Source organism: Acinetobacter sp. NIPH 2100 (assembly GCF_000369805.1).
GTDB lineage: Bacteria > Pseudomonadota > Gammaproteobacteria > Pseudomonadales > Moraxellaceae > Acinetobacter.
The window spans coordinates 2,369,526-2,394,448 of the sequence record NZ_KB850224.1 but is presented as its reverse complement, the minus strand read 5'-3'; the positions used below and the strand labels follow the sequence as shown (position 1 = coordinate 2,394,448).

The 24,923-nt window shown below is 42.1% G+C and carries 20 protein-coding genes; 9 read left to right on the top strand and 11 right to left on the bottom strand.

Going from position 1 to position 24,923, the window contains the following annotated elements:
• Positions 1-170 precede the first annotated feature (170 nt).
• The gene (cydB, locus tag F887_RS06790) at positions 171-1,175 is read right to left on the bottom strand and encodes a cytochrome d ubiquinol oxidase subunit II (protein ID WP_005295129.1); all 1,005 of its coding nucleotides are present in this window, start codon (positions 1,173-1,175) and stop codon (positions 171-173) included.
• The gene (locus tag F887_RS06795; RefSeq protein ID WP_005295126.1) at positions 1,168-2,613 is read right to left on the bottom strand and encodes a cytochrome ubiquinol oxidase subunit I; all 1,446 of its coding nucleotides are present in this window, start codon (positions 2,611-2,613) and stop codon (positions 1,168-1,170) included. The genes cydB and F887_RS06795 overlap by 8 nt, the downstream gene beginning before the upstream one ends.
• 358 nt (positions 2,614-2,971) lie before the next feature.
• On the opposite strand from F887_RS06795, the gene F887_RS06800 reads away from it, so the two are divergent.
• A complete protein-coding gene (locus F887_RS06800) occupies positions 2,972-3,790 on the top strand; it encodes a hypothetical protein (protein WP_212749630.1) in 819 nt (272 codons plus the stop codon).
• A gap of 44 nt (positions 3,791-3,834) precedes the next feature.
• The gene (locus F887_RS18670) at positions 3,835-4,008 is read left to right on the top strand and encodes a hypothetical protein (protein WP_005295120.1); all 174 of its coding nucleotides are present in this window, start codon (positions 3,835-3,837) and stop codon (positions 4,006-4,008) included.
• Positions 4,009-4,100: 92 nt separating this feature from the next.
• Here the strand turns inward: F887_RS18670 and F887_RS06805 are convergent, their stop codons facing one another.
• Positions 4,101-5,105, bottom strand: a complete 1,005-nt coding sequence (locus F887_RS06805; RefSeq protein WP_005295118.1) for an AraC family transcriptional regulator — start codon at positions 5,103-5,105, stop codon at positions 4,101-4,103.
• 167 nt (positions 5,106-5,272) lie between these two features.
• Between F887_RS06805 and F887_RS06810 the strand changes: the two genes are divergently transcribed.
• The 6 genes from F887_RS06810 to F887_RS06835 all read left to right on the top strand — a co-directional run bounded on the left by F887_RS06810 (position 5,273) and on the right by F887_RS06835 (position 12,807).
• Positions 5,273-6,274: a putative solute-binding protein gene (locus F887_RS06810; RefSeq protein WP_005295115.1), complete on the top strand. Its 1,002-nt coding sequence runs from the start codon at positions 5,273-5,275 to the stop codon at positions 6,272-6,274.
• 70 nt (positions 6,275-6,344) lie between these two features.
• A complete protein-coding gene (locus F887_RS06815; RefSeq protein WP_005295111.1) occupies positions 6,345-7,256 on the top strand; it encodes a metal-dependent hydrolase in 912 nt (303 codons plus the stop codon).
• Positions 7,257-7,382: 126 nt separating this feature from the next.
• Positions 7,383-8,390, top strand: a complete 1,008-nt coding sequence (locus tag F887_RS06820) for a putative solute-binding protein (RefSeq protein WP_005295108.1) — start codon at positions 7,383-7,385, stop codon at positions 8,388-8,390.
• A 166-nt stretch (positions 8,391-8,556) separates the two neighbouring features.
• Positions 8,557-10,965 carry an FdhF/YdeP family oxidoreductase gene (locus tag F887_RS06825; RefSeq protein ID WP_005295106.1) on the top strand — a complete coding sequence of 803 codons (2,409 nt, stop codon included), beginning with the start codon at positions 8,557-8,559 and terminating at the stop codon, positions 10,963-10,965.
• A 27-nt stretch (positions 10,966-10,992) separates the two neighbouring features.
• Positions 10,993-11,781, top strand: coding sequence for a formate dehydrogenase accessory sulfurtransferase FdhD (fdhD, locus tag F887_RS06830; RefSeq protein WP_005295103.1), 789 nt, complete (start codon positions 10,993-10,995; stop codon positions 11,779-11,781).
• An 84-nt stretch (positions 11,782-11,865) separates the two neighbouring features.
• Positions 11,866-12,807: a Dyp-type peroxidase gene (locus F887_RS06835; RefSeq protein WP_005295101.1), complete on the top strand. Its 942-nt coding sequence runs from the start codon at positions 11,866-11,868 to the stop codon at positions 12,805-12,807.
• A 44-nt stretch (positions 12,808-12,851) separates the two neighbouring features.
• Here the strand turns inward: F887_RS06835 and F887_RS06840 are convergent, their stop codons facing one another.
• From F887_RS06840 to F887_RS06860, 5 genes are all read right to left on the bottom strand, one after another.
• Positions 12,852-13,247, bottom strand: a complete 396-nt coding sequence (locus F887_RS06840) for an acyl-CoA thioesterase (protein ID WP_005295097.1) — start codon at positions 13,245-13,247, stop codon at positions 12,852-12,854.
• A gap of 78 nt (positions 13,248-13,325) precedes the next feature.
• Positions 13,326-14,831, bottom strand: a complete 1,506-nt coding sequence (locus F887_RS06845) for a flavin-containing monooxygenase (RefSeq protein WP_005295094.1) — start codon at positions 14,829-14,831, stop codon at positions 13,326-13,328.
• Between the two features lie 60 nt (positions 14,832-14,891).
• On the bottom strand, positions 14,892-15,788 hold the full coding sequence (locus F887_RS06850) for an alpha/beta fold hydrolase (RefSeq protein ID WP_005295092.1): 897 nt from the start codon (positions 15,786-15,788) through the stop codon (positions 14,892-14,894).
• Positions 15,789-15,796: 8 nt separating this feature from the next.
• Positions 15,797-16,744 (bottom strand): metal-dependent hydrolase, encoded by a 948-nt coding sequence (locus F887_RS06855; protein ID WP_005295090.1) that lies wholly within the window; start codon positions 16,742-16,744, stop codon positions 15,797-15,799.
• A 19-nt stretch (positions 16,745-16,763) separates the two neighbouring features.
• Positions 16,764-17,804, bottom strand: a complete 1,041-nt coding sequence (locus F887_RS06860; RefSeq protein ID WP_005295087.1) for an NAD-dependent epimerase/dehydratase family protein — start codon at positions 17,802-17,804, stop codon at positions 16,764-16,766.
• A 166-nt stretch (positions 17,805-17,970) separates the two neighbouring features.
• On the opposite strand from F887_RS06860, the gene F887_RS06865 reads away from it, so the two are divergent.
• Positions 17,971-18,987, top strand: a complete 1,017-nt coding sequence (locus F887_RS06865; RefSeq protein ID WP_005295085.1) for an AraC family transcriptional regulator — start codon at positions 17,971-17,973, stop codon at positions 18,985-18,987.
• Positions 18,988-19,062: 75 nt separating this feature from the next.
• Here the strand turns inward: F887_RS06865 and adeC are convergent, their stop codons facing one another.
• The 3 genes from adeC to F887_RS06880 all read right to left on the bottom strand — a co-directional run bounded on the left by adeC (position 19,063) and on the right by F887_RS06880 (position 24,801).
• Positions 19,063-20,466, bottom strand: coding sequence for an AdeC/AdeK/OprM family multidrug efflux complex outer membrane factor (gene adeC / locus F887_RS06870; protein WP_005295082.1), 1,404 nt, complete (start codon positions 20,464-20,466; stop codon positions 19,063-19,065).
• 79 nt (positions 20,467-20,545) lie between these two features.
• Complete coding sequence (adeB, locus tag F887_RS06875) at positions 20,546-23,656, bottom strand: multidrug efflux RND transporter permease subunit AdeB (RefSeq protein WP_005295080.1); 3,111 nt, start codon at positions 23,654-23,656, stop codon at positions 20,546-20,548.
• Positions 23,656-24,801 (bottom strand): efflux RND transporter periplasmic adaptor subunit, encoded by a 1,146-nt coding sequence (locus F887_RS06880; protein WP_005295077.1) that lies wholly within the window; start codon positions 24,799-24,801, stop codon positions 23,656-23,658. The genes adeB and F887_RS06880 overlap by 1 nt, the downstream gene beginning before the upstream one ends.
• Positions 24,802-24,923: the final 122 nt, after the last annotated feature.

Here is a 24,923-nt window from a genome sequence, read left to right as displayed (position 1 = left end):
AGATGGAATAACTTAAGCCAAGCTATTCCATCTATCATTTAATAAGCAAACATCAATAACAGCCTAAATAGGCCAGCAATGATAGCGAGTGCAAAAAAACCAACTAACCATAAGATTATAAACCATTGAGTTTGGCTTAAATGCTGAGATTTTATTTTCATGCAAAGCTCCTAGTGATAGCCTTCATCACCGACACGGACCTTATCTCGAAATACCCAGTAGGAAACAATGGTATAGGCAATGATAATCGGGATTAGAATCACAGCACCCACAAGCGCGAATTTCTGACTGGAATACGGTGCTGCTGCTTCCCAAATCGTGACTGAGGGTGGAATGATATTTGGCCATAAGCTAATCACAAAACCTGTGAAAGCCAAGAATACCAAGGCCAAGGTATAGATAAAGGGTTTAAAGTCTTGACGTGTTTTGCAGGCTTGAAGAATCAACGCCGTAAATAACAACACCAAAATAGGCACAGGACTAAAATACAGCAGATTCGGTAGAGCAAACCAACGAGCTGCAATTTCAGGATGTGTCAGTGGGGTATACAGACTGACACCTGCAAATACCACAAACAGAAGTATGATCAGCTTCGGCATCAAACGGTACATTTTGTCTTGAAGCTCATGGTCGGTTTTCATAATCAGCCAACCACAACCCAATGCTGCATACATGGCAACTACACCAAGCCCTGTAAACAGCGCGAAAGGTGTTAACCAATCTAAACCTGAGCCTGAGAAGATACCATTGGTGGTTTGAATGCCCTGAATATAAGCACCTAGAATCACACCCTGCAAGAAACTGGAGAGAATTGAACCCCAAATAAAGGCTTGATCCCATAAATGTTTGGTTCGATTGGCTTTAAAGCGAAACTCAAAGGCAACGCCACGGAAAATCAGTGCAATCACCATCAAGGTAATGGGCATGTACAGAGCTGAAAGGACGGTTGAATAGACCAACGGAAAAGCTGCGAACAAGCCAGCACCACCGAGGACCATCCAAGTTTCATTGCCATCCCAGACAGGCGCGACGGTGTTCATCATCACATCGCGTTCTTCACTGTTTTTAATGAAGGGAAACAGTATTCCAATACCGAGATCAAAACCATCTAGAATGACATAGATCAATACGCCAAGTCCGATAATGCCAACCCAAATCAGAGAAAGATCAATCATGGTGTTTCTCCTTATTTGGGTCTTGTGTATCAATGGTTTCATCAACCGCGCTTAATGGACGCATCGGTGTTTTAAAGTGTCCATGACCTGCGGGTTCAAGATCAATCGCTTCGATAAACTCAGGGCCTTTTTTCAGTAGCTTTAACATGTAATAAATACCGCTACCGAATACGATGGTATATACCACTACAAAGATAATTAAGCTGATACCCACTTGGTCGGCTGTGACGGTCTGTGATAAACCATCTTTGGTCCGCATCACGCCATAAATCACCCATGGTTGGCGACCGACTTCGGTTGTGACCCAACCTGCAAGTAGCGCGATATAGCCTGTTGGTCCCATCACAAAAGCGAATTTATGGAACCAAGATGAGCCATAAAGCTTGCCTTTTTTACGTAACCATAATGCGATGAAAGAGAGTAATACCATTAACATGCCCAGACCCACCATGACACGGAAGCTCCAAAACACAATGGTGGCATTCGGGCGGTCTTCAGGTGCAAAGTCCTTTAAGCCTGTGACTTTGCCTTCCATAGAATGGGTGAGAATCAGACTGCCGAGATGAGGAATTCCGACTTCATAGAGATTTTCTTCTTTGTCCATGTTCGGAATGGCGAATAGCAGAAGTGGCATGCCTTCATTGTGGTTGGTTTCCCAATGACCTTCAATGGCTGCCAGTTTTGCGGGCTGATGTTGTAAGGTATTTAAACCATGATTATCGCCGATCACCACTTGCAGACATGAGGTGACTAATACCATCCAAAGTCCCATCGAAAATGATTTTTTGACCAGTTCATCACGACGGCCTTTAATCAGGTGCCATGCGGCAGTCCCGACGACAAGTAGAGAAGACACTAAAAAAGCAGCGGCTGCCATATGTGCAAAACGATAAGGGAAGGACGGGTTAAAGACGATGGCCCACCAATCTGTTGGAATAATAATGCCATTTTCAATCGTAAAGCCTTGTGGTGTCTGCATCCAGCTGTTTGAGGATAGAATCCAGAACATGGAAATACAGGTGCCGATGGCAACCATCAACGTGGCAAAGAAGTGCGCTTTGGGACTGACACGTCCCCAACCAAACAACATGATGCCGAGGAATCCAGCTTCTAAGAAGAAGGCACTTAAGACCTCATAAGTAAGTAAGGGACCTGTAATGCTTCCTGCAATACGGGAAAATTCACTCCAGTTGGTTCCAAACTGATAGCTCATCACCACGCCTGAAACTACGCCCATTCCAAAGGCAACAGCAAAGATCTTGATCCAGAACTTAAATAGATCTTTATAAATCGGGTTTTGAGTACGCAGCCATTTCCATTCCAGCATGGCAAGAAAACAGGCCAAGCCGATAGAAGTGGCTGGAAAGATAATGTGAAATGAAACAGTAAAGGCAAACTGTATTCGAGCTAATTCTAAAGCAGTGAGACCGAGATCCATATATCCTCTCCTATAACAGACCAGAGCAGTCGCTAGGAAAATGTGAAAGAATGGACTTAAACGATTGAAAATAAGCAGAACCTGAGAAAACCGTTACTTGAATATTTAAAAGCGCTTTAAGTTTTATTTATCATCCATTCTTCTGCTGTATATGAGTAGATACAATTTCTTCTTGTTTTTTTATAACAGATACGAGGTGGATAAATGATCTGTTATATTTTTTTAGCGAAACTCTGTAGCTATTCAGTTGTTTGTACCTCATTCAAAATAACATACGTAACGATGCAGTGTGTTAAATCTTGATCAAGCATTGTAAGTCGTTTGAATGACAATAATTCTGATTGAATGGCGTATGACTATGTTTGTAACCAAAGAACTTAATGCGATGACTCAGCTTTTTCAAAGCAGAGAACCTTCGCAATCAGTACAAGAACAGTTACGTCTTGAATATGTGAATCTTGAAGCAACGTTATTGCGCGGTAAAGTTTTAAGGGACTTTTCAAAAGAAAAAGTTGCCTATATTGCACAAGTACCAATTGCTGAAAATGATAATAATTTGGGCTATTTATTTGCACCATTTATTATCGCCAATTTGAATCAGCCTGTGATTTATACAACACCAATTACTGCACCAGTATTATCGATTTTGAATACATATTTTCAGGCCGAGAAAAGTGTCAATCTAAAAATTGAAGATGTGATTCATAGTTTAAAACTATATATCGATTTGGTGGATGGTCCAAAAAGCGAGGAAGATTTCCTCTTTCGAAGCTTGGTCAAAGCCTTATGTCGGACTGATGTTTCACATCTTTTCTTGATTACCCATTTGGCTGTCAATCATGAGCAACGGCAAACACTTGAAGATTATTTTGCTGTGAAAATTATTGTTATTGAGGCAGATCAATCTCCAAGTAAGATCACTGCTGACAATATAAATACCCGCAAATTGTTATTTAAAAACAAAGATGAATGGCACAAAAATGTGTGTACTTTATTTTGCAGTCTCAATGCAAACCTTATTGCGAATATTGGGCACTTTAGCCAAGCACAAGCGGCTCATTTAATTGAAGATATGTTCTATTCAGAGCATATTTTTGAAAAGTTATCGGTTTATGCCGAATACATGCAAACCCGCATCCAGAATGGCGCGAGTTTTAAGGCTTTATCTATGATGTAGATCATATTGAATTGAATTTTAGTATTTGAATAGGAGTAGAGCTTATGTCTCAAGAGCAATCAAAATTTCCTTATCTTGCTGTTGGAATCAGTATTTTACTAGGGTGTTTGTTTTTGGTATTTTTCTTTTTGGCGGTGAGTAATCAGCCAGATTATATGCCATCACAACAAAAGCAGAATGCAGCGCAAGTACAGGCAGCTGCTCAGCCAACTAAATAAGTTTTCAGTCAAATGCAGTACATTTTTTCTCTCTTACTGGTGATCGAGCACTCACCAGTAAGTTTTTTTAATATTTAGATCACATTATACAATTAATAACGCCGTGGTGAGGTTCCCGTCCAGCGTTTAAAAGCGCGCGAGAAGTTTTTGGTATTGGTATAGCCCAAATGGCTTGCAATATTTTCAAGTGATAAATTGGGATTTTTAAGGAGTTGAATGGCTTTTTCACATCTGACTTTATCAACCAGTTCTCGAAAATTTGTTCCTTCACTTTCCAGTTTTCGCTGTAGGGCGCGTTCAGACATTTGAACTTTCTTTAAGATTTCTGTTAATGGGCTTATTCCCATGGCTTCATCATAGATCAGGTCTTGTAGCGTGCTATTAAAGCTATTTTGTTTTAATAATTTACGCAACTGAGACTTGCATTCTTCACGTGCCAGACGTTCAGCAATGGCATCAGAATGCAGTAACGGTAGATCCAATATTTCTTTTTTGAATTCTAAACGAGTTGCAGCACGATTAAATCGGACTTTACCCGGAATTAAGGGTAGAAATTGATCAAAATAATCAGGTTTACTAAATTGAACATCAGCGAAACCTGTTAGTGCTTGCCCTGAAATGTTTTTACCCATCTGTGCAAATCCGAGGAGTAGCGCAATTTGAATGACTTCATCCAGATAATAGGCTTCGGTCTGTTCAAATAAGATAATCGCATGCTCATCCACAACATCGAGCTTGATGGTGTGGATACTGGATTGGAGTGAAATAAACTCCTGCGCAATATTGAGTGCTTGCTTTACATCTTTTGCGAGCATAGCTGCCATCCCCATCAAGCCATGACAGGTAATGGTCATTTGCATGCCCAGATAAAAACCGAATTCGAGTGCAGGGACTTGGGTCAGCTCCAGTGCACGCCTCAGAATGCCCATCACAATTTTGGCATCGGCCCGCCATAAAGGTTGTACCAATTGTTCTTGGGTCAAGCCTGAGTCGCTGAGTAGCTCATCCGCTGAAATATCCCAACGCGATACCACATCAACCATGAGCGCAATATAAGTGCCAGGAACTGTTCTTTCTAATTCTTTGTTTAAGGGCATAACCGTGATCGTCGGAAAATGATACCAAAATGGCGTGCTAGGAACTATTACAACATTTTTTTTTATTTAAAAATAGGCGCATCCGCACTTTGGCAGGTGATTGATGTTTCAGCATTCACTGCGAATGGAAGTGTTCAGATCGTTTAAAAATAGTACTAGGATCCGTAATGAAAAAAGGAATTTTGATTACAGCCTTTCTCACTGCATTTTCAACTACAACACGAGCAGAAGTTGATATCTGCGTGTTTGATTTGCTTGGTAAGGCCGGAGAGTCTTACAAAATCGTAGAAGAATGGGCTTTGGCTGCAAAAGCTTGGAATGCAGATTTAAATCTTATTCCGTATCAAGACGAAGCCAAAGCACAAAATGACTTTGAAGCTGGTAAATGTGATGGGGTATCCATGACATCAATGCGAGCACGTAAATACAATAAATTTGCTGGATCGATTGATGCATTAGGTGCAATCACCAGTAATTCGATTGCCCAAAAGGCCATTACCTATGTATTGGATCCGCGTAATAAACACCGTCTGGTAACACGTATTAATGACGATGAGTTTGAAGTGGCGGCTATCGCTCAGATTGGTTTGGCTTATGTCTTTGTGAGAGACAAAACCATCAATACCATTGAGAAGGGTAAAGGTAAGAAGTTTGCCTATTTACATTATGACCAAGCCCAAAAAATGATTGTCGATCGACTGGAATTGGTCGGTGTCCCTTCTGAAATTTCCGATTTTGCGAAGAAATTTAATAACAAGCAAGTCGATGTGATTGCAGCGCCTGCCTACGCTTATAGACCATTAGAAATTGCGAAGGGTTTAGGGAGTAATGGGGCGATGTTTAATTTTCCAGTGATTAATTTAACTGGCGATATCATTATCCGTCCTGACAAATTTCCAGCGGGCTTTGGTTTGAAATCACGTGCTTGGGCGACCAAGCAACTACCCAAAAACTTTGCCACGATTGCACGTTTGGAAGCTGAAATCCCTGCGAAATATAAACAAAGTCTGTCCAATGAAGATAAGCGTCGTTACCAACAAATGCTACGCGATGGACGAATTGAGTTAACTAAATTGGGTGTTTATGACCCTGTCATGATGGGCGTGCTCAAGCGAGCACGATGTACGGTAGAACGCACCAATTTTGAGTGTTCATTGAGTGGTGAATAGCACAGTAATGCACTGAGCTTATTCAAAGATTAAAGATGTGATAAATGAAGGTTGTAAAGTTGAGGTCAATATGAATGCGATTACTCATCATCATAAACTGGTTGCACGATCTGTAAAGTTTGATTTTTCTAACTCTCCTGTGCAATGGATTCCAAATGATCCAGTGTGTTCTCATCTGATCAATGGGATTAATTTAATCTTACCAGCAGGTGAGTTTTGGTTCTGTCGTGTCTATAACAAGGCTTTACCTTATGTAAAAGATCCGATTCTCATGGATGACGTCAAAGGTTTCATTCGCCAAGAAGCAACCCATGCACGAGCACATCAAGGGGCACAGGAATTTCTGAAACAGCATGATTATGATTTGGACCCCGCGTTTAAAAAAATTAACTGGATCTTCGGTATTTTGTTAGGTGAAAGCCCTTTAGGCATTAAACAATTAGAGGTCAAGCCATTAGAACATTTCTGGTTAATTACACGAGTCGGAGTGGTTGCTGCTATTGAGCATTTTACTGGCGTGCTCGGACAATGGTGCATGGACAATAAATCATGGGACAAAGCTGATCCTGTCATTGCCGACATGTTCCGTTGGCATTTGGCAGAAGAAGTCGAGCATCGTTGTGTTGCATTTGATTTATTTAAAGAAATGCTACCTAACCCGATTCTTTTTTATCTTTATCGTCAGTTCTTGATGGCCTTGGTTTTCCCGATTTTTATTTATGTATTGGCAGACGTTGGTCGACACTTAGGTAAGCAAGATCCAGATCCAGCTGTAAAAAAGATCGCGAATAAGAGTTTATTTGGCATTTTGTTTACCTATCACAAACAAGCCAAAGCGACAGACAATGGACCGACATTAACGTTTTTAACTCAAGCAACGATCCGTTGGATTTCTCCGAAGTTCCATCCAGAAACGGAAGGAAACACGCAACAAGCTTTGGATTATTTGGCACGTTCACCAGCTGTTCAAGCCTTAAAATAGGGACTGTAATTATAATTTTTTATAATTCAGTATAAAAATAACGATGATATGGATTCGTTATACATAAAAGACACATTGAGTGTCTTATGAGGAAAACAAACATCAAGTTTGTAGAAGGAAGGAAATATGAAAAAAATCGCACTTGCTATCGCAACAACTTCAATTTTGAGTGTCTCTGCTTCGACCCAAGCAGCAATTGACGTTTGTGTTTTTGATATTTTAGGTAAGTCTGGTGAGGCTTATAAAATGATGCAAGACTGGGCGCTGGCAGCCAAAGGCTGGGGCGCAGATATTAACCTTTTGGCGATCACCGATGAACAGGTGGCAGATAATAATTTTAAAGCAGGGAAATGTGCTGGCGTAGCAATGACGTCAATGCGTGCCCGTCCATATAATAAATTTGTAGGTTCAATTGATTCTTTAGGTGGTGTACCGAGTGATGAGATCGCGAAACGTGCCATTACTTTCGTATCTGACCCTCGTAATGCAGCGAAAATGACCACCAATTTGGGTGGTAATAAATATGAAGTGGTCGGCATTTCTCCACTTGGCTCAGCTTATATTTTTGTCCGTGATAAAAGCATTAATTCAATAGAAAAAGCGGCAGGTAAAAAGTTTGCAGTATTGGGATATGACGATGCACAAAAACTGATTGTACAACGCGTTGGTGCACAAGCTGTGCTTTCTGATATTTCCAACTTTGCTGCTAAGTTTAACAATGGTCAGGTGGATATGATTGGCGCGCCAGCTTATGCATATAAACCTTTGGAGTTAAGCAAAGGTTTAGGCGCCAATGGCGTCATGTATAATTTTCCTGTATTACAAGTGACTGCAAATCTAGTGATCCGTCCTGAAAAATTTCCCGCAGGTTTTGGACAGAAATCTCGTGATTGGTCAGTAAAACAACTGCCAAAAATATTTGCAACGATTAAGCGTTTAGAAGCTGAAATCCCTGCAAAATACAAAATGAATCTAAGCCCTGAAGATAAATTGAAATATCAAAAAATGATGCGTGATGGTCGTATTGAACTGACTCAACGTGGTATTTACGATGCGGGCATGATGTCTGTATTAAAGAAAGCACGTTGTTCAGTGGATAAAGCCAACTTTGAATGTGCTTTAGCTGGCGAGTAAGGGTCGCTATTTTTACCAAATGATGAATAAAGCCTAGTTCAACTGGGCTTTATTTTTTACTGAACATTTAATGCCATGAGACAAATCAGGAATAGAAAAGAAGCAAAAATCATGTTAATCCTAGCTGAGTGATAAATGAAAAAATAGCTCAGACGAGGGCAGTCTAATGGATAACTCAGAACAAACCATTCATAAGCAAGAGAATAATGGCTACGCGAGAATTGAGCCATATACTCAGCCCGCAGGTGGCTGGGGAGCATTACTGAGTGTTGCACGCAATCTCAAACGTCAAGATATCCTCAAAAAAGGTTCAATCACATTACTCAATATCAATCAGCCAACAGGTTTTGATTGTCCTGGTTGTGCATGGCCAGAAAAAAAGGATGCCCATGCCTTTAACTTTTGTGAGAACGGTGCCAAAGCCGTTGCTTTTGAAGCCACCAGTAAGACCGTTACGCCAGAGTTTTTTGCCCAGCATACAGTGAGCTGGTTGGCAGAGCAGAGTGACTTCTATCTGGAAGATTTGGGGCGTTTAACCGACCCAATGCGTTATGATCCTGTTACCGATAAATATGTGCCGATTTCTTGGGACGATGCATTTCAACTGATTGCCAAACATTTACAAGCCTTAGACCATCCTGACCAAGCGGCTTTCTATACTTCTGGTCGTGCCAGCAATGAAGCAGCATTTTTATATCAACTCTTTGTCAGAAGCTTTGGAACCAATAATTTCCCAGACTGTTCTAATATGTGTCATGAAACCACCAGTGTCGGTTTAAAAGATGCGATTGGTTTAGGTAAAGGGACGGTTATTCTGGATGATTTTGATCAGGCCGATGCGATCTTTAGTTTCGGGCATAACCCGGGGACCAATCATCCACGTATGTTAGCTACCTTGAGAGAGGTCTCAAGACGTGGGGGTAACATTGTTGCGATTAACCCGATCAAAGAACGTGGTCTAGAGCGCTTTCAAGATCCGCAAGCACCTCTGGAAATGATGACCAATGGCAGTACACCAATTAGTCGCTATTACTTCCAGCCAAAAATTGGCGGTGACTACGCGCTGATGTTCGGGGTAATGAAGCATTTACTGGAGTGGGACAAAAAAGCCCTTGCCAAAGGCGAGCATAGCGTTTTCGACCGCAGTTTTATTGAAATGAATACCATCGGTTTTGATGAAATGCTGGCGGAGATTGACCGTACCGAATGGTCTGAAATCCACAAGCATACTGGACTTTCAGCCGAGCATTTAGAGTCGATTGCCAAAATGTATCTGGATGCGAAAACGGCTATTTTCTGTTGGGGAATGGGGATTACCCAGCATCGTCATGGTACTGCCAATATTCATATGCTGGCGAATCTGATGCTGGCGCGTGGACATATCGGACGACCAGGTTCGGGGCTATGTCCAGTGCGTGGGCATAGTAATGTGCAGGGCGACCGTACAATGGGTATTAATGAAAACCCAAGTGATAAGCTACTCGATAGTATTGATCGCGTATTTGGCATCAAGTCGCCGCGTAAACATGGTTTTGGCGTGGTCGATACCATCAAGGCAATGTACGAAGGTGATGTAAAAGTCTTTATTGGTCTAGGCGGTAACTTTGCCGTCGCAACGCCTGATACACCTTATACTCAAGAAGCTTTACGCCGTTGTAATTTAACCGTCAATATTACTACCAAGCTGAATCGTAGCCATCTGGTGTGTGGTCAGGATGCATTGATGTTGCCTTGTCTTGGACGTACCGAAGTGGATATGCAGGTGCATGGACCTCAAGCGATTTCTGTAGAAGATTCGATGAGTAATGTGCATCTTTCAGCGGGACGTAATCCACCGATCTCTGAAAATATCTTGTCTGAACCCGATATTGTGGCACGTATGGCGGAAGCCGCGTTGCCTGAGAGTCATGTGAAATGGCGCTGGTATATTGAAAGTTATGATCGTATTCGTGACTCGATTGCCGATGTTTTTGATGAGTTTCATGACTTCAATCAACGGGTTTATCAACCGAGTGGTTTTCATTTAGAACATCCTGCCAATCAGCATGTTTGGAATACGCCAAGCGGTAAGGCACAATTTTTGATTACGCCATTGGCCGAAGTATATGAGGATGAAGAAAACCAGTATGCCGCAGCTTATAGTGAGCAACAGGTGTATACCTTGATGACAACACGTTCGCATGACCAGTACAACACGACGTTATATGGTCTGGATGACCGTTATCGCGGGGTATTCGGGCAGCGCCGTGTACTGTTTATGAATCAGGCGGATATTGATGCAGCAGGCTTTGAGGCTGATCAATGGGTCGATATCGAAAGTGTGTTCTCGGATGGGGTTAAACGGATTGTCCATAGTTTCCGTATCGTGCCTTATAACATTCCTCAAGGCAGTCTCGCAGCCTATTATCCTGAAACCAATCCATTGGTGGCTTTAGGCAGTCATGATAAATATGCCAAAATTCCAGCATCAAAAAGTATCCCTGTGATCTTGCATGCAGGTCAGGCGCCTGAGCATTTTAACTTAGCGGTTGCAGTCGATCCTGAACATGCCAATGAACGTGTGGGTGGCGTATAGTTGCGCGTCTAAGTAAAGAGGTCAATTGTGGATACCAAAACACGCGGCTATGAAACGGTGCAAGTGCATCGTTTTCATCAGGATAGTTCTGAAAATGAAATGGATTATATCGTTCAGGAGTATCCTGTTGCACTGATTTATAATGGAATTTCTCATGCTGTGATGATGGCAACACCGTCAGACCTTGAGGTATTTGCCAAAGGTTTTAGCCTGTCGGAAGGGATATTACATAGTCTAAGCGAGCTATATTCACTTGAGATTCGTCACAATGCATTAGGGGTTGAAGTCGATATGAAGATTTCCTCTCGTGCATTTATGGCGCTCAAAGAGTATCGCCGAATGATGGTGGGACGTACAGGCTGTGGTTTATGTGGGATTGAGAGTTTAAAACAACTCTATTCCGAGCTGCCGTTGGTCAGTATCAAAGTTCCATCTGTGTGGCTTAATCAAATTCCAAGTGCCATTGCTCAACTGAAAGCTAGACAAAAAATTAGTGAACTCACTGGTGGTGCACATGCTGCGGCTTGGGTGGTGAAAGGACAAATTGTGGCGCTATTTGAGGATGTCGGGCGACACAATGCCTTAGATAAATTACTCGGCCATCTGGCAGAGCAAAAGTTGAATGTTGCGGAGGGTTTTGTGGTGATGACCAGTCGTGCCAGTTATGAGCTGATTCGCAAATGCGCACAATACAATATTGGACTATTGGCGACAATTTCTGCACCGACCAGTATGGCGATTGAGATGGCAAAACAATTAAATCTGACCTTGGCCAGTTTTTGCCGTGGAGATAGCTTTGTTTTATACACGCAATAATAGTAAAAATTTGTGATTTGCTTGATCTCTAATGCATTGATTTGTGTAGGATATGAGCATTAAGTTTTTTTATTCCCAAATATTATGAATACACCTTTAAGACCTCAACCTGTGATCAATAATCTTTCAGGTGAAAATGCTTTATTTATCGTACTTGGAATCAATACCAATCCTGATCATTCAGGGGTGATAGATTTTCTCGCTAATTTCTCAGCGTTGGTCCGCAGTCTAACCAATCGTTTTCCAAACAGTAATTTCAGTGCTTCGGTAGGGATTGGCTCAAATGCTTGGGATTTGCTGTTTCCAGATTTAAATAAGCCGAAAGAACTCGCGCCATTTCAAGAGATCAAAGGACCAAGACATACTGCGGTCGCAACAACAGGCGATTTATTCTTTCACATTCGTGCCAATCAAATGGCAATTTGCTATGAACTTGCCTCAATTTTGCATGAGCAATTAAAAGAGGATACCTATCCAATTAGTGAGACCAAAGGTTTTAGATACTTTGATGGTCGCGCGATTATTGGCTTTGTGGATGGGACAGAGAACCCTGAGCATGAAATTGCCAAAGAGATTGCTTATGTCGGTCAAGAAGATGTCGAGTTTCTGGGCGGTAGTTATGTGTTTATTCAAAAGTACCTACATAACATGGAAATGTGGAAGGGATTAAGTACTGAAGAACAAGAAAAGGTGATTGGTCGAAAGAAATATGATGACGTCGAGCTTGGTGATGATGTCAAACCACAAAGCGCACATAATGTCGCAAGCAAAGCGCATGATGCGGATGGGAACGAGCTTAAAATCTTAAGAGCCAATATGCCATTTTCCAATCCAACAGAAGGAGAATATGGCACGTTCTTTATCGGATATTCACGTTCTTTTAATATCACCAAAACCATGCTGGAGAATATGTTCTTAGGCAAGGAAACGGGGCATATTGATCGTTTACTCGATTTTAGTACCGCAGTTTCAGGCAGCTTATTCTTCGTTCCAACCTTTGATTTTCTCGAAGATTTAGGCGAGTAAGCTTGATCCGCTGAAATGAATACGTTTATTTCAGCAGAAAATATTTATTGGTTAATTAGATATTGTTGTAGCTGAGCACGGAATGGATCTGGGATACGACCTGATTTTTGCGTGCTGAAATCAAAATACACCTGAACCGCTTTGCCACGCGCTACACAATGATCATTTTGCCAAGCTTCATGTGCAACGATGAATGAAGAATTGCCGATATGCTCAATCCAAGTTTTGATTTCGATATCAGCGCCGTAATAGATTTGGGCAACAAAATCGACTTCAACCCGAGCTAGAATCAAAGGCAGATTTTTGATTTCCATGCTTGGGTTAAATAGACGGAAAACTGGTTCACGTGCAGTTTCAAACCAGCCTGTGATCACAGTATTGTTGATATGTCCGAAAGCATCGGTTTCATAGAATCTAGGTGTAATCGAAAGTGTAAACATAGATCAATGGTTATTTCCTCATTTAAACTCAAATACTATAAGGGCTGAGTGAGTAAAAATCAGCCCTGAAGTTGAGACTTAGGCGCTTACTTTAATTACTTTACTTTCGATAATGTAATCTTTCAGATTGACATGATGTAGTTTGTGTTTAATCACAAAACCAAACTCTGGCCAGATGATATGATTTCGTCCTGCATCATCCAAATAGTAGCTTTTACAAATATCAGCTCTGACAGGCATCTTCGCCAAACGTTTATCGATGCTTGCATTAAATTGTTTTTGTATAGCTTCTTTCACTTCAATGCGGTCGAGACGTCGCTCTTGCATTAACTTAATGGTTTTGGAGATATAGACGGATTGTTGTTCTGCCGTCCACATCACTGAACCAACTGTATTCTGCGAGTTGGGTCCTAACATCATGAACATATTTGGGAAGCCATGAATTGAAACGCCCATATATGCACGGGGTTGACGCTGCCATACTTCACTTAAACTACGACCATTGGTACCTTTAATAATCTTATAAATGGCAGGTTCAGCCACTGCATAGCCCGTACCAAAAATAATGGCATCGACGGCAATTTCTTTACCATCTTCACCCACTACACCATTTTCAGTGATATGTGATAAGCCCTGAAAGAGCACTGATACATTGGGTTTAACCAGTGCATCGTACCAGTTGTTCGAAAACATCGGACGCTTACAACCCAAGGTATGCTTAGGCGTAACGGCCTTACGCATTTCAGGGTCTTTGATACTCAGGTTGATATTGAGTTTACCAAGTGCTTGTAGCTTTTCCATGATCTTTACATTCATGAATACAGGTAACGATGGCTCCAAACTCCACAATGCACTTTCACGAATGGCTTTCTCTAGCAAAGGGGCTTTTTTGAAAATCGTTTTTACAATGTTTGGAACAGCAAAGTCAGGCTTTGGCAATACCCAAGATGGGGTACGCTGGAAGCTGTATAAATGACCGACTTTTGGCTGAATCGCAGGTAAGAATTGAATTGCCGATGCACCACTGCCGATCACGGCAACACGTTTACCTGTTAAATCATATTCATGATTCCATTTACCTGAATGGAACATGGTACCTTTGAATTGATCTTGCCCTTGAAAGCTTGGCATTTTGGCTTCACCAATGAAACCTGTTGCTGGAACAAAGATTTTTGCGCTGTAGGTTTTGCCATCACGTGTTGTAATCATCCAGCGATTAAGGGCTTTGTCCCATCGTGCTTCAGTGACTTCAGTATTGAGCTGGATATGAGGAACGATATTAAACTTATGGGCAACATCCTCTAGATATTGGCGAATCTCCGCTTGAGGGGCATAGGTACGAGACCAGTTTGGATTAGGTGCAAAGCCTAAAGAATACATTTCACTTGGGACATCACAGAATAGACCAGGATAATCATTCAGAGCCCAAGTACCGCCAATACGGTTTGCCATATCCAGAATCACGACATTTTTAATGCCTTGTTGCTTTAATTTAATACAGGTACTCAGTCCAGATGGACCTGCGCCAATAATCAATACATCAACTAATTGAGTTGGTTTGGACTGTTTAACTGCTTTATTCATAGAAAAATCCTAGAACGAAATATGGATAACTCACCTAAAACAAATGGTTTAAGTCAGTACTTAAACTGTAGTCTGTTGAAAATGTTCAAGTAACAGCTCAGCAACACGTTGGGGTTGTTCTGCTTGTAAGAAATGCCCACAGTTGGATAAATGAATACTGCGTAAGCCTTGAGGAAAATGGTCGGGTTGAGCCAATGCCTGATGCAATTGAATATTCATACAACCATCATCCAACCCAGCTAAAGCCAGTGTTGGAACCTTGATTTGACTGAGCAAATGCTGATTGGCTTTAAAGTTGATGGAGTGGTGAATTGCAAATAGGTTGCGATAGTAGCGTGTGGCAGCCCAAGCGATTTGGGGCTGGCTAAATACCTGACCTGTGGCTGCAAAATCTGCTTCAGTAAACACCCAGGTTGGTGACCATTTTTTCCAGATTTTTGTGACAAAATCGGCTTCATTTTGAGACAGTAATTTCTTGGCAAAATTCGATTGCATCAGCAACATATATGAAGACATATACAGTTGCTTCGGAAAATATTTTAAGTTAACTAAAATATTTTTCAGGGCAGGAATGGGTGGAACTGCCAGTAGACTCACACTGTAGAGTGAGGCTGTGTACTGGCTAGAATAGGTCATGGCAATCGCTGCGCCCCAATCATGCCCGACCAAATGAAACTTCTGAACGCCTAGCTTTTCTAACCATGCGTGCAAGTCAGCAGTTGCTGATGCTAAGCCATAATGGGCGTCGGCATGAACTGAGTCCGATGTATAGCCACGTAGCCACGGGACCAGAACTTGATAACCTGCATTCACAAGAATGGGATAAACCTTGTCCCAGCAATGAGGTGTATCTGGAAAACCATGTAACAGCACCACCAAAGGATGTGTAGGATCACCATATACATTGGCATGCAAGGTTAATCCATCACGTTGTAGGACCAATTGATCGACTTTCATGATAAAACTCAGCTCGTCATTTTGGCAGCAAGTGCTTGGGCATAGGCTTGAGCAACTTGTTGTGCAGCTGGGGAAGTAGCGATATAAGCCATTGCTTTTTCGACATCACCATCATGTTCGGGATGATAGTTAAATTTACTCCAGCCTTTTAAAGCGGTCATTATCATCAATAGATCAGGCAAACTTTTTTTCTTCTTGGCAGTTTGCTGAAAGGCCCAAATCAGTGCCAATGGATTCTTTTTCGCAATTTTTTTAGCCTCAGGCGTGCCATCTAATTTGCATAAATAGAGAGATGCTCCTAACCAAAAACCAACCATTGCAGCGAATGCGAATACCATGCTGAGTTGACGACCCAAATAGCCTTTAACTCCATCACCAGCCAAAGCACGGTAAGCATCATAGCCGACAGTTCGATGTTCAACTTCCTCTGCGCCGTGCCAGCGGACGATATCTAGCATTGCTGGGTCTGCGTGTTCAAGCCCTTCAGCATCTAAAACCCATGTTCCAAAGAAACAGAAATAGTGTTCTAGCCCCGCAATGATCCCCATACGGAATGCTAACCATTGTTTGGAATAGCGTTTAAATGGTCCATAAATCCCAAAAGGGGTGTCACCCATAAAACCATCTTTAAACATCCAGTCTAGAAAGTTTTTAAATGGTGTTGGATCAATACCATGAGTCTGGAAATAGATTTCTGCGCCTTTGTGTGCATTGGCATGTGCAGCTTCCTGAGCTATGAACCCGCGGATATCCGCTTTTAGGTTTTTGTCATTCACATACGGTATGGTTTTATTGGCAAGACGGCAAAACCAATGTTCAACGGCGGGTAACAATACATGCATGCTGTTGAGTACATGGGTAGTCAATACATCGTTAGGAACCCAGTGACGTGGCGTTTGGGAAAAGTCAAAGTGTACTTTGCGGGCAATAATATGATGATCAATAAACTTGCTCATGTCGTTACTCCTGTAAACCTTACAGAGAAATATTTTCAATCTTTTTGATCAAGCTACGGGAATGTATGTAGCCATTGGCAGCAAACCATTGCAGGGAATCACGGATTGCAATTTCAACTGGTGTTTGTGGTAAACCGAGTTCTTGTACAGCTTTTGCACAATTAAATGAGGTTCCTAATTGTCCGATTTTTGCTGCTGATGGGGTAACCAATGGCGCTTTATGAGTAATATGCTCAGTCACCCATAAAGCAGCATGTCCAGCCAATTGAGATGAAACACCTTCGATTAGGCTTGGAATGGTCATGACAGGTCGCCAAATACCCAATAAATGATGAACAGTTTTAGCCATAGCTATACCATCTAGATCTTTATTACCAAGGATATAAGTCTCACCTGATTTCCCTTTTTGAGCTGCTAAAACATGTCCTTTAGCCACATCTCGAACGTCAATCATATTATTAATCGCAGCTGGAACAGCGAGGGCTGGCATCTGGGCGATAGTCAGTAATAATTTCCCAGTTGGGGTAGGGGTAATGTCTTGAGGACCAATTGGACCTGTCGGGCAGACAATCACGACATCCAAACCACTTGCGGCAAACTGTAAGGCAACTTGGTGAGCTTCAAATTTGGTTAATACATAGGCATCACCCGTTGCGCCCAACGCAAAAGGACTATTTTCTGTGGCTTGAATACCTTTGGGTTGTCCAGCAAAACATGCGCCAGTACTGGTATAAACCACACGTTTTACCCCTGCTTTTTTTGCAGCATTGAGGACCGTACGGGTTCCTTCGACATTGACCTTGCGCATCAGTTCAGGTTTAGGCAGCCATAATGCATAGATCGCTGCGGTATGAAACACTACGTCACAGCCTGTAACAGCCTGATCCATTTTGGTTGGATCAGTAATATCACCTGCAATCAGTTCAACATTTAAACCATCTAAATTGGTGAGTTTTTCTTGCGGTAAATGTAAAACTCGGACCTCATAATTTTCATTCAGCAATGTACGTACAATATGCGAACCAATAAAACCAGCACCACCAGTCACTAGAGCTTTCATAATTTACCAACCTTTATTAGATTTTTATCCAAGGGAGTAATGGATAAAAATGCGACAACTTGAGTGTTGGTACTATGCCGAATCCCAGTTATGTGTCATAGTTCTTGAAATGACAGTTTTGACCATTTTACGACATTTTATATAACATATTGATGAGATAATAAGTGTGAATCCGTCTTTACCAGGAACCTATGTCAGCTTAATGGCTGATGTCGTACAAAAATTAAATGTCCCTACAGAGAAATTATTGGAAGGAAGCGGGATTCATATTGAGCAACTTTCACAGCCGTTTTGGTATTTAGATTTTGATATTTTTAATGACCTACTTAATCGAGCTGTTGAACTGACTCATGAGCCCGCATTAGGGGTATATTTAGGGCTGCAAATGACGGTTTCCTGTCATGGTTCAGTTGGATTAGCTGCAATGGTTTCCCAAAATCTTGGTGAAGCACTCAACGTTATGGAGCAGTTTATCGGTTTGCGCTGTCCTGCATTAAAGCCTCGTCTTGAAGTTGAAGATGGTCTAGCTTCACTGTATTTAGATCAGCCTATGACAAATTTTAAGATGGGAATTGTTGGAATGACCTTCCTTATGGTTGGCTTTGCTCAGATGTCAAATGCAATTACTGGAAAAAAGTTAGATATCAAGGCTGAGTTAAATTATTTTGAGCCTTCTTTCATACAGCAAGTACAAGAGTTATTACCCTGCGAAGTGAGCTTTAATCAAGAGAAGAACCGTCTAACTTTTTCTGAAAACTATTTAGCACTCCCACTCATTATGGCTGATCCATTAGCCGCCCGATTAGCCCGCGAACAATGCAAACATGATTTAAATAAGCTCGTTGCTAAACGTGGTGAGAAGTATCCTCTAACTGCTTTAGTTCGTGAATTACTTTTTGATGAAGTCGATGGCTTTTTCAAAATGAGAGAAGTGGCAGATAAGCTTTATTTAACAGAACGAACTCTGCAACGTCAATTGGCCAAGGAGGGGATCACCTTTCAAATATTGATGGATCAGGTGAGAGAGCGTTACGCAAAAAGACTATTAAATCATCATGAATATAGTATTTCTTATATTTCAGAGAAATTAGGCTATTCTGATGTCACACACTTTACGCGTGCTTTTAAACGCTGGACAAGTCAGACGCCTAAACAATATCGTAGTTTAAGAGAGTCGTTCTAGTTAAAGCTTTTTTCTCATTTCAAATGAAAAAGAGGAGGATACTTTAACTAGAAACTAGGCTTCCAAAACTGATATCTAAGGGACTCGCCTAGATAATCCACCACCTAACGCTTTATAGAGTTCGATCTGGTTATTCAACTTGGTTTGTTCCAACATCAATAGACCTTGTTGCGCTGCATAAGCAGAACGTTGCGCATCCAACACGGTCAGATAACTGTCAATGCCTGCTCTAAAGCGAGCCGTAGATAATTTATAGGTGGTATCGGTTGCTGAAACCAAACGGCGTTGAGCACTCAAGCGATCTTCAATATGGGCACGAGCAGCAAGGGCATCATTGACTTCACGAAAAGCAGATTGAATGGCTTTTTCAAAGTCGGCAACAGCAATTTTTTGCTCTGTTTCAGAAATTTTAATATTGGCTTTACGCGTTCCCCAATCAAAAATCGGAAGATCAATACTTGGCCCAACTGACCAAGAGAATCCTCCTGATTTAAATAAATCTTTGAGATCTGTCGACGCATATCCTGCTGAACCTGTCAGACTAATGGTCGGGAACATGCGTGCTTTCGCTGCACCAATATTTGCTCCAGCAGCAAGCAGCTGATATTCAGCAGCTTTCAGGTCTGGACGATTATTGAGTAAATCACTGCTTAAGCCTGTTGTAAAAGTACTTTCAGCACTGATATTTTTCACGGCATGATTCGGCAGGAGATTTTGAGGGACAGCTTGGCCAGCCAATAGATCCAGTAGGTTTTGTGCTTGTGACACTTGGATCTTATAGGTCGCCACATCATTTCGGGCTGTTTCAACCGAAATCTGCGCCTGACGTAAAGGAACTTCACTATCAATCCCGACATCAAAGCGTTTTTTGTTGAGGTTATAGGAATCGAGTTGTGCTTTTAAGGTCTGCTCAGCCAGATTTAAATTGGCCTTTGCATAGGCATAATTCAACCATGCTTGGCTGACCTGACTCACTAAACTAATTTGAGTGGCATCTCTGGCACTTTGGGTGGCGAGGTAATTATTCAGCGCCGTATCTTTTAAACTTTGTACGCGGCCCCAAAAGTCTAACTCATAAGCAGTTACGCCAAGTCCCACCTGAAAGGTGGAATAAGGATTATTTGGATTCACAGTAGGGTTGACTTGTCGTATAGCACTGCCAGTTGCTCCGATGGTTGGTAACTGGTCATTCTTGCTGATTTGGTATTGTTGTTGTGCACGTTGAATATTCAGTGTTGCAGTACGTAAATCACGATTATGATTTAAACTGATGTCGATCACTTTTAATAAACGTGAGTCAGAAAAAAATTGTTGATAACCCTGATTGGCAATCGAAGTCCCAACTGTGGTTTGAGAAAAATTTTGTGGAATATCGGATTTAATCACAGGTTTTGGTGCCTGCATATTCATACACGCTGTCAAGGCAATTGAAAGCGTAGAGACAAGCAGGCCACGAGATAAGACAGTCACATTAGACATGGTCTTCTCCAAATAATATAAGGATAAATACAGAGGAGGAGTCAGAGGAAATCCGTTGATTCCCTCTGCTCAATGTCAGTTAAGATGGATTTTTTTGCTTCGAAGAAAACAGCTTTTCAACTGCACCCAGAATGAAAATGAAGAACACGGGGACGAAGAAGATCGCTAAAATTGTCGCTGAAATCATGCCACCAAATACACCTGTACCTAAGGCATGCTGTGTTTCCGAACTGGCACCAGAAGCGATGACCAATGGAATCACACCACAGGTAAAGGCCAGTGAAGTCATCAAAATCGGGCGTAAACGCAGTTTAGCTGCGGCAACGGTGGCTTCGACTAAACTCATGCCTTCTTCTTTCAGCATCTTGGCAAATTCGACAATCAGAATCGCGTTCTTGGCGGATAAACCAATAATGGTAATCAGGCCAATTTTAAAGAACACATCATTCATCAAGCCTCGAGACATAATCGCAACCACCGCACCAAAGATACCCAAAGGCACGACCAGCATTACTGAAAGCGGAATTGCCCAACTTTCATAAAGCGCAGCCAAAACAAGGAATACCACCAGCATAGAGAGTGCAAGTAAGAACGCCATTTGTGACTCAGACTGTTTTTCCTGTAAGGAAATACCTGTCCATTCATAGCCGATGCCTTTTGGTAATTTGGCAATCAGGTTCTCCATTTCACGCATGGCATCGCCGGATGAGGTATCAAAGTTTGGGATACCTGCAATACTCAACGATGGGCGACCGTTATAGCGGTTATATTGCTGTGGCGCTTTATTCCATTGCGGTGTGACCACTTCAGATAAAGAGACTAATTGCCCATTTGAACCCATGACTTTCAGATTCAAAATATCCTTTAATTGCATCCGTGACTTGGCATCAACCTGTACAATGACTTGTTGCATACGTCCCTGATTTGGGAAGTCATTGATATACATTGAACCCATTGACGTTGAAATGATGTCAGAAACATCTGCGAACTTCACACCAAGAACATTCAATTTTGCACGGTCAATTTTTAAAGAAATATTGTCGCCTTGCGGTAGACCCTCATTCCAGACCATATAGAACTTCTTATTCTTGGCTGCCATTTCCATTAACTGGTCTTGTGCAGCTAAAAGTGCAGGCATCCCTAAGTTGGCACGGTCTTGTAAGCGTAAGCTGAAACCTGAAAAAGTCCCAAGTTCATCAATGGCAGGCGGAAGTACAGCCATGGTTGCGCCTTCTTTACTATGTGCCATCGTTTCATTGACAGCATTGGTCATTTCGCTTGCACTTGAGGTACGCTCTTTAAAATCTTTGAGCGTGGTAAAGGCAATACCTACGTTTTGACCTGCACCACTGAAACCCCAGCCCATAATGGTGGTGTTACTTTTGACATCCGGATTGTCTTTTAGACTGTTTTCAAACTCATTGACCACGCCTCGCGTTCTTTCGGCAGTGGCATCAGAAGGTAACTGGAACGAAGTCAGGAACCAGCCTTGGTCTTCTTCTGGCATAAAGGCTGTAGGCCAATACTTCATGCCTGCAAAGGTAAGGCCTGTAATGACCACAAAAATCGCCATCATTGGAATACTATGCTTGATCACTTTCAGCAGGATCAATTCATACTTTTTGGTGACTTTATCGAAGCTACGGTCAAACCATGCAAAGAAACCTTTCTTTTGATGATGTCCATCAATCGGTTTGAGGATGGTGGCACATAGTGCAGGGGTCAAAATCAACGCCAATAATGCCGAGAACAGAATCGACACTGACATGGTTAAGGTAAATTGTTGATAGATAATGCCGACCGAACCACTGGCAAATGCCATTGGTAAGAATACCGCTGCCAAGACTAAGGTAATACCAATAATCGGGCTGGTGATTTCCTTCATCGCTTTGGAGGTCGCTTCTTTTGGCGGCAGGCCTTCAGTTGCCATAATCCGTTCGACATTTTCCACCACCACAATCGCATCATCGACGATAATCCCGATCGCGAGCACCATACCAAACATGGTCAGTACATTAATCGAAAACCCTGCAAGCAACATCACCGCAAAAGTACCCAATAGCGCAATCGGTGCAACAATGGCTGGAATTAAGGTATATCGAACATTATGCAAGAATAAATACATCACAATGAACACCAGAACCATGGCTTCAAGTAAGGTATGAATTACTTTTTCGATTGAAATTTTAACGAAAGGTGCAGTGTCATAAGGAATACTAAATTGCATGCCTTCAGGTAAATTGAGTTTTAATTCTTCAATTTTTGCTCTGACACCTTCAGCGGTTTTCACTGCATTGGCACCCGGACTGAGCTGAATCGCGGCAGCCGTTGCAGGTTTGCCATCTTCTAAAATCGCAAAGTTATAGGCCTGTGAACCCATTTCCACATTGGCAACGTCAGATAGTTTAATGACACTACCACTGGTCTTACTTTTGAGACTGATATTTTTAAATTGTTCAACATTGCCCAACTGACCTTCAGCAGACAGGGGGATTGTGATTAATTGACCTTTGGCAGCAGGCAGATCACCGAGTCGGCCGGGTGCGATCTCGACGTTATTTTCGCGGATCGCATTATTGACATCACTAATCGACAGACCGTAAGACACCAGTTTGTTTGGGTCAACCCAGATACGCATGGCTTTTTCTGCACCGAAGGATTGAACTTTACCTACGCCTTCAACACGTTTTAGTTCTTCGACCACGTTACGGACCAGATAATCACTCAAGTCAACTTCAGAATATTGTCCATTTGGTGAGTTGATTCCAACCAGCATCAGGAAGCCTGATGAGGAGGCTTCAACCTGTAAGCCTTGCTGGCGAACCACTTGAGGTAGACGTGCTTCAACAGCCTTGATCTTGTTTTGTACATCAACCTGAGCCATTTCAACATCTGTACCGGGTTTAAAGGTCGCAGAAATCTGGGCTGTACCTGAGGTATCTGTAGTTGCGCTATAGTAAAGCAGGTTTTTAACTCCAGATAATTCTCGTTCGATCAGTGTCACAACGCTATCATTGATCGTCTTTGGAGTCGCTCCTGGATATACCGCGCTAATGTTGACTTGAGGTGGCGCCACACTTGGGAAGCGGGCAATCGGTAATTTGGGAATACTCAGTAGCCCAAATAAAATAATGAAAATCGCAATCACCCAGGCAAACACAGGGCGGCGAATGAAGAATTGTGACATCATCATTGAGCTCCTTGTATTGCAGGGACTTTCCAGTTGCTGATTTCAAGTTTTTGATTCGGCTGAATACGATCAACACCTTCTACAACCACTTTATCGCCTGTTTTAAGGCCTTTATTGGCGATATAGAACTGATCATACTGTTGCCCCAACTCAATTGGGCGAATCTCTGCTGCACCTTTGCTATTGATCACATACACTTGTGGCTCGCCATTGATGTTGCGTTGTACCGCTTGTGCTGGAATCAATAGAGCTTGTGGAACAGAAGCACGGTCAATATTCACACGTACGTACATACCTGGAAGTAACTTTCTTTCAGGGTTTTGAACTTCGATCCGAATGGTGACATCGCCAGTTTCTGGATCGACATTAATGTCTTCAAATAGCATTTTGGCGGTGACGTTATACGCTTGACCATGGCTATTTGAAATACGTACCGTTTTTTCATTATTGGCAGATAGTTCACCACTTTGTAGCGCAGCCTGTAATCGTTCATATTCACCAATCGACTGTTTTACATCAACATAAACCTTGTCGATCTGTTGAACAGTTGCCATGGTATTGGCATCACCTTGGCTAACCAATGCACCTTCGGTCACGAAAGACTGTCCAATACGACCCGAGATCGGGGCACGTACCGTGGCGTATTGCAGATTCAAGTTTTGACGGGTAAGTAGCGCTTTCATTTGAGCAACATCGGCTAAGGCCTGACGATATTCGGCTTGTGCATTACTGACTTCTTGCTTACTGATCGCATTGCTTGGCAATAATTGTTCATAACGTTCTAACTGAACCTTTAAACGTACCACTTCAGCTTCAGCCTTATTCAGAGAGGCACGATTACTGTTCACATCCGCTTGGAAGGTTTCAGCGTTAATTTTATATAGCGCTTGGCCAGCTTTGACTTCACTGCCTTGTCGGAATAATACTTTTTCAATAATACCGCCGACCTGTGGGCGAATCTCGGCAGTTCTGAAAGCCTGTACACGGGCTGGCAAGTTTTCACTAAAGTTGACCGCTTGCGGTTGAAGATTTAAAACACTCACTTTTGCAGGGGGCGTTTCAGCTGGCTTTGCCTCATCAGAACCACAGCCTTGTAATACAAGCCCGATGGATAAAAATAATGGAAGTAATAGATGCTTTTGCATTCTGTCCAAACCTTGGGAGTTTTTGATGCTGACATTATTTTCCAGCTTTGTGTAACCAACATCGGGGAAGTGTGGAAAAAGTGTGGAGATAAACAGATAAATCAGCGTATGATGAATCGATT

Excerpts from the sequence above, each read along its gene's own strand:
- cydB (WP_005295129.1), bottom strand. The coding sequence starts at position 1,175 with ATGATTGATCTTTCTCTGATTTGGGTTGGCATTATCGGACTTGGCGTA.
- F887_RS06795 (WP_005295126.1), bottom strand. The coding sequence starts at position 2,613 with ATGGATCTCGGTCTCACTGCTTTAGAATTAGCTCGAATACAGTTTGCC.
- F887_RS06800 (WP_212749630.1), top strand. The coding sequence starts at position 2,972 with ATGTTTGTAACCAAAGAACTTAATGCGATGACTCAGCTTTTTCAAAGC.
- F887_RS18670 (WP_005295120.1), top strand. The coding sequence starts at position 3,835 with ATGTCTCAAGAGCAATCAAAATTTCCTTATCTTGCTGTTGGAATCAGT.
- F887_RS06805 (WP_005295118.1), bottom strand. The coding sequence starts at position 5,105 with ATGCCCTTAAACAAAGAATTAGAAAGAACAGTTCCTGGCACTTATATT.
- F887_RS06810 (WP_005295115.1), top strand. The coding sequence starts at position 5,273 with ATGAAAAAAGGAATTTTGATTACAGCCTTTCTCACTGCATTTTCAACT.
- F887_RS06815 (WP_005295111.1), top strand. The coding sequence starts at position 6,345 with ATGAATGCGATTACTCATCATCATAAACTGGTTGCACGATCTGTAAAG.
- F887_RS06820 (WP_005295108.1), top strand. The coding sequence starts at position 7,383 with ATGAAAAAAATCGCACTTGCTATCGCAACAACTTCAATTTTGAGTGTC.
- F887_RS06825 (WP_005295106.1), top strand. The coding sequence starts at position 8,557 with ATGGATAACTCAGAACAAACCATTCATAAGCAAGAGAATAATGGCTAC.
- F887_RS06835 (WP_005295101.1), top strand. The coding sequence starts at position 11,866 with ATGAATACACCTTTAAGACCTCAACCTGTGATCAATAATCTTTCAGGT.
- F887_RS06840 (WP_005295097.1), bottom strand. The coding sequence starts at position 13,247 with ATGTTTACACTTTCGATTACACCTAGATTCTATGAAACCGATGCTTTC.
- F887_RS06845 (WP_005295094.1), bottom strand. The coding sequence starts at position 14,831 with ATGAATAAAGCAGTTAAACAGTCCAAACCAACTCAATTAGTTGATGTA.
- F887_RS06850 (WP_005295092.1), bottom strand. The coding sequence starts at position 15,788 with ATGAAAGTCGATCAATTGGTCCTACAACGTGATGGATTAACCTTGCAT.
- F887_RS06855 (WP_005295090.1), bottom strand. The coding sequence starts at position 16,744 with ATGAGCAAGTTTATTGATCATCATATTATTGCCCGCAAAGTACACTTT.
- F887_RS06860 (WP_005295087.1), bottom strand. The coding sequence starts at position 17,804 with ATGAAAGCTCTAGTGACTGGTGGTGCTGGTTTTATTGGTTCGCATATT.
- adeC (WP_005295082.1), bottom strand. The coding sequence starts at position 20,466 with ATGTCTAATGTGACTGTCTTATCTCGTGGCCTGCTTGTCTCTACGCTT.
- adeB (WP_005295080.1), bottom strand. The coding sequence starts at position 23,656 with ATGATGTCACAATTCTTCATTCGCCGCCCTGTGTTTGCCTGGGTGATT.
- F887_RS06880 (WP_005295077.1), bottom strand. The coding sequence starts at position 24,801 with ATGCAAAAGCATCTATTACTTCCATTATTTTTATCCATCGGGCTTGTA.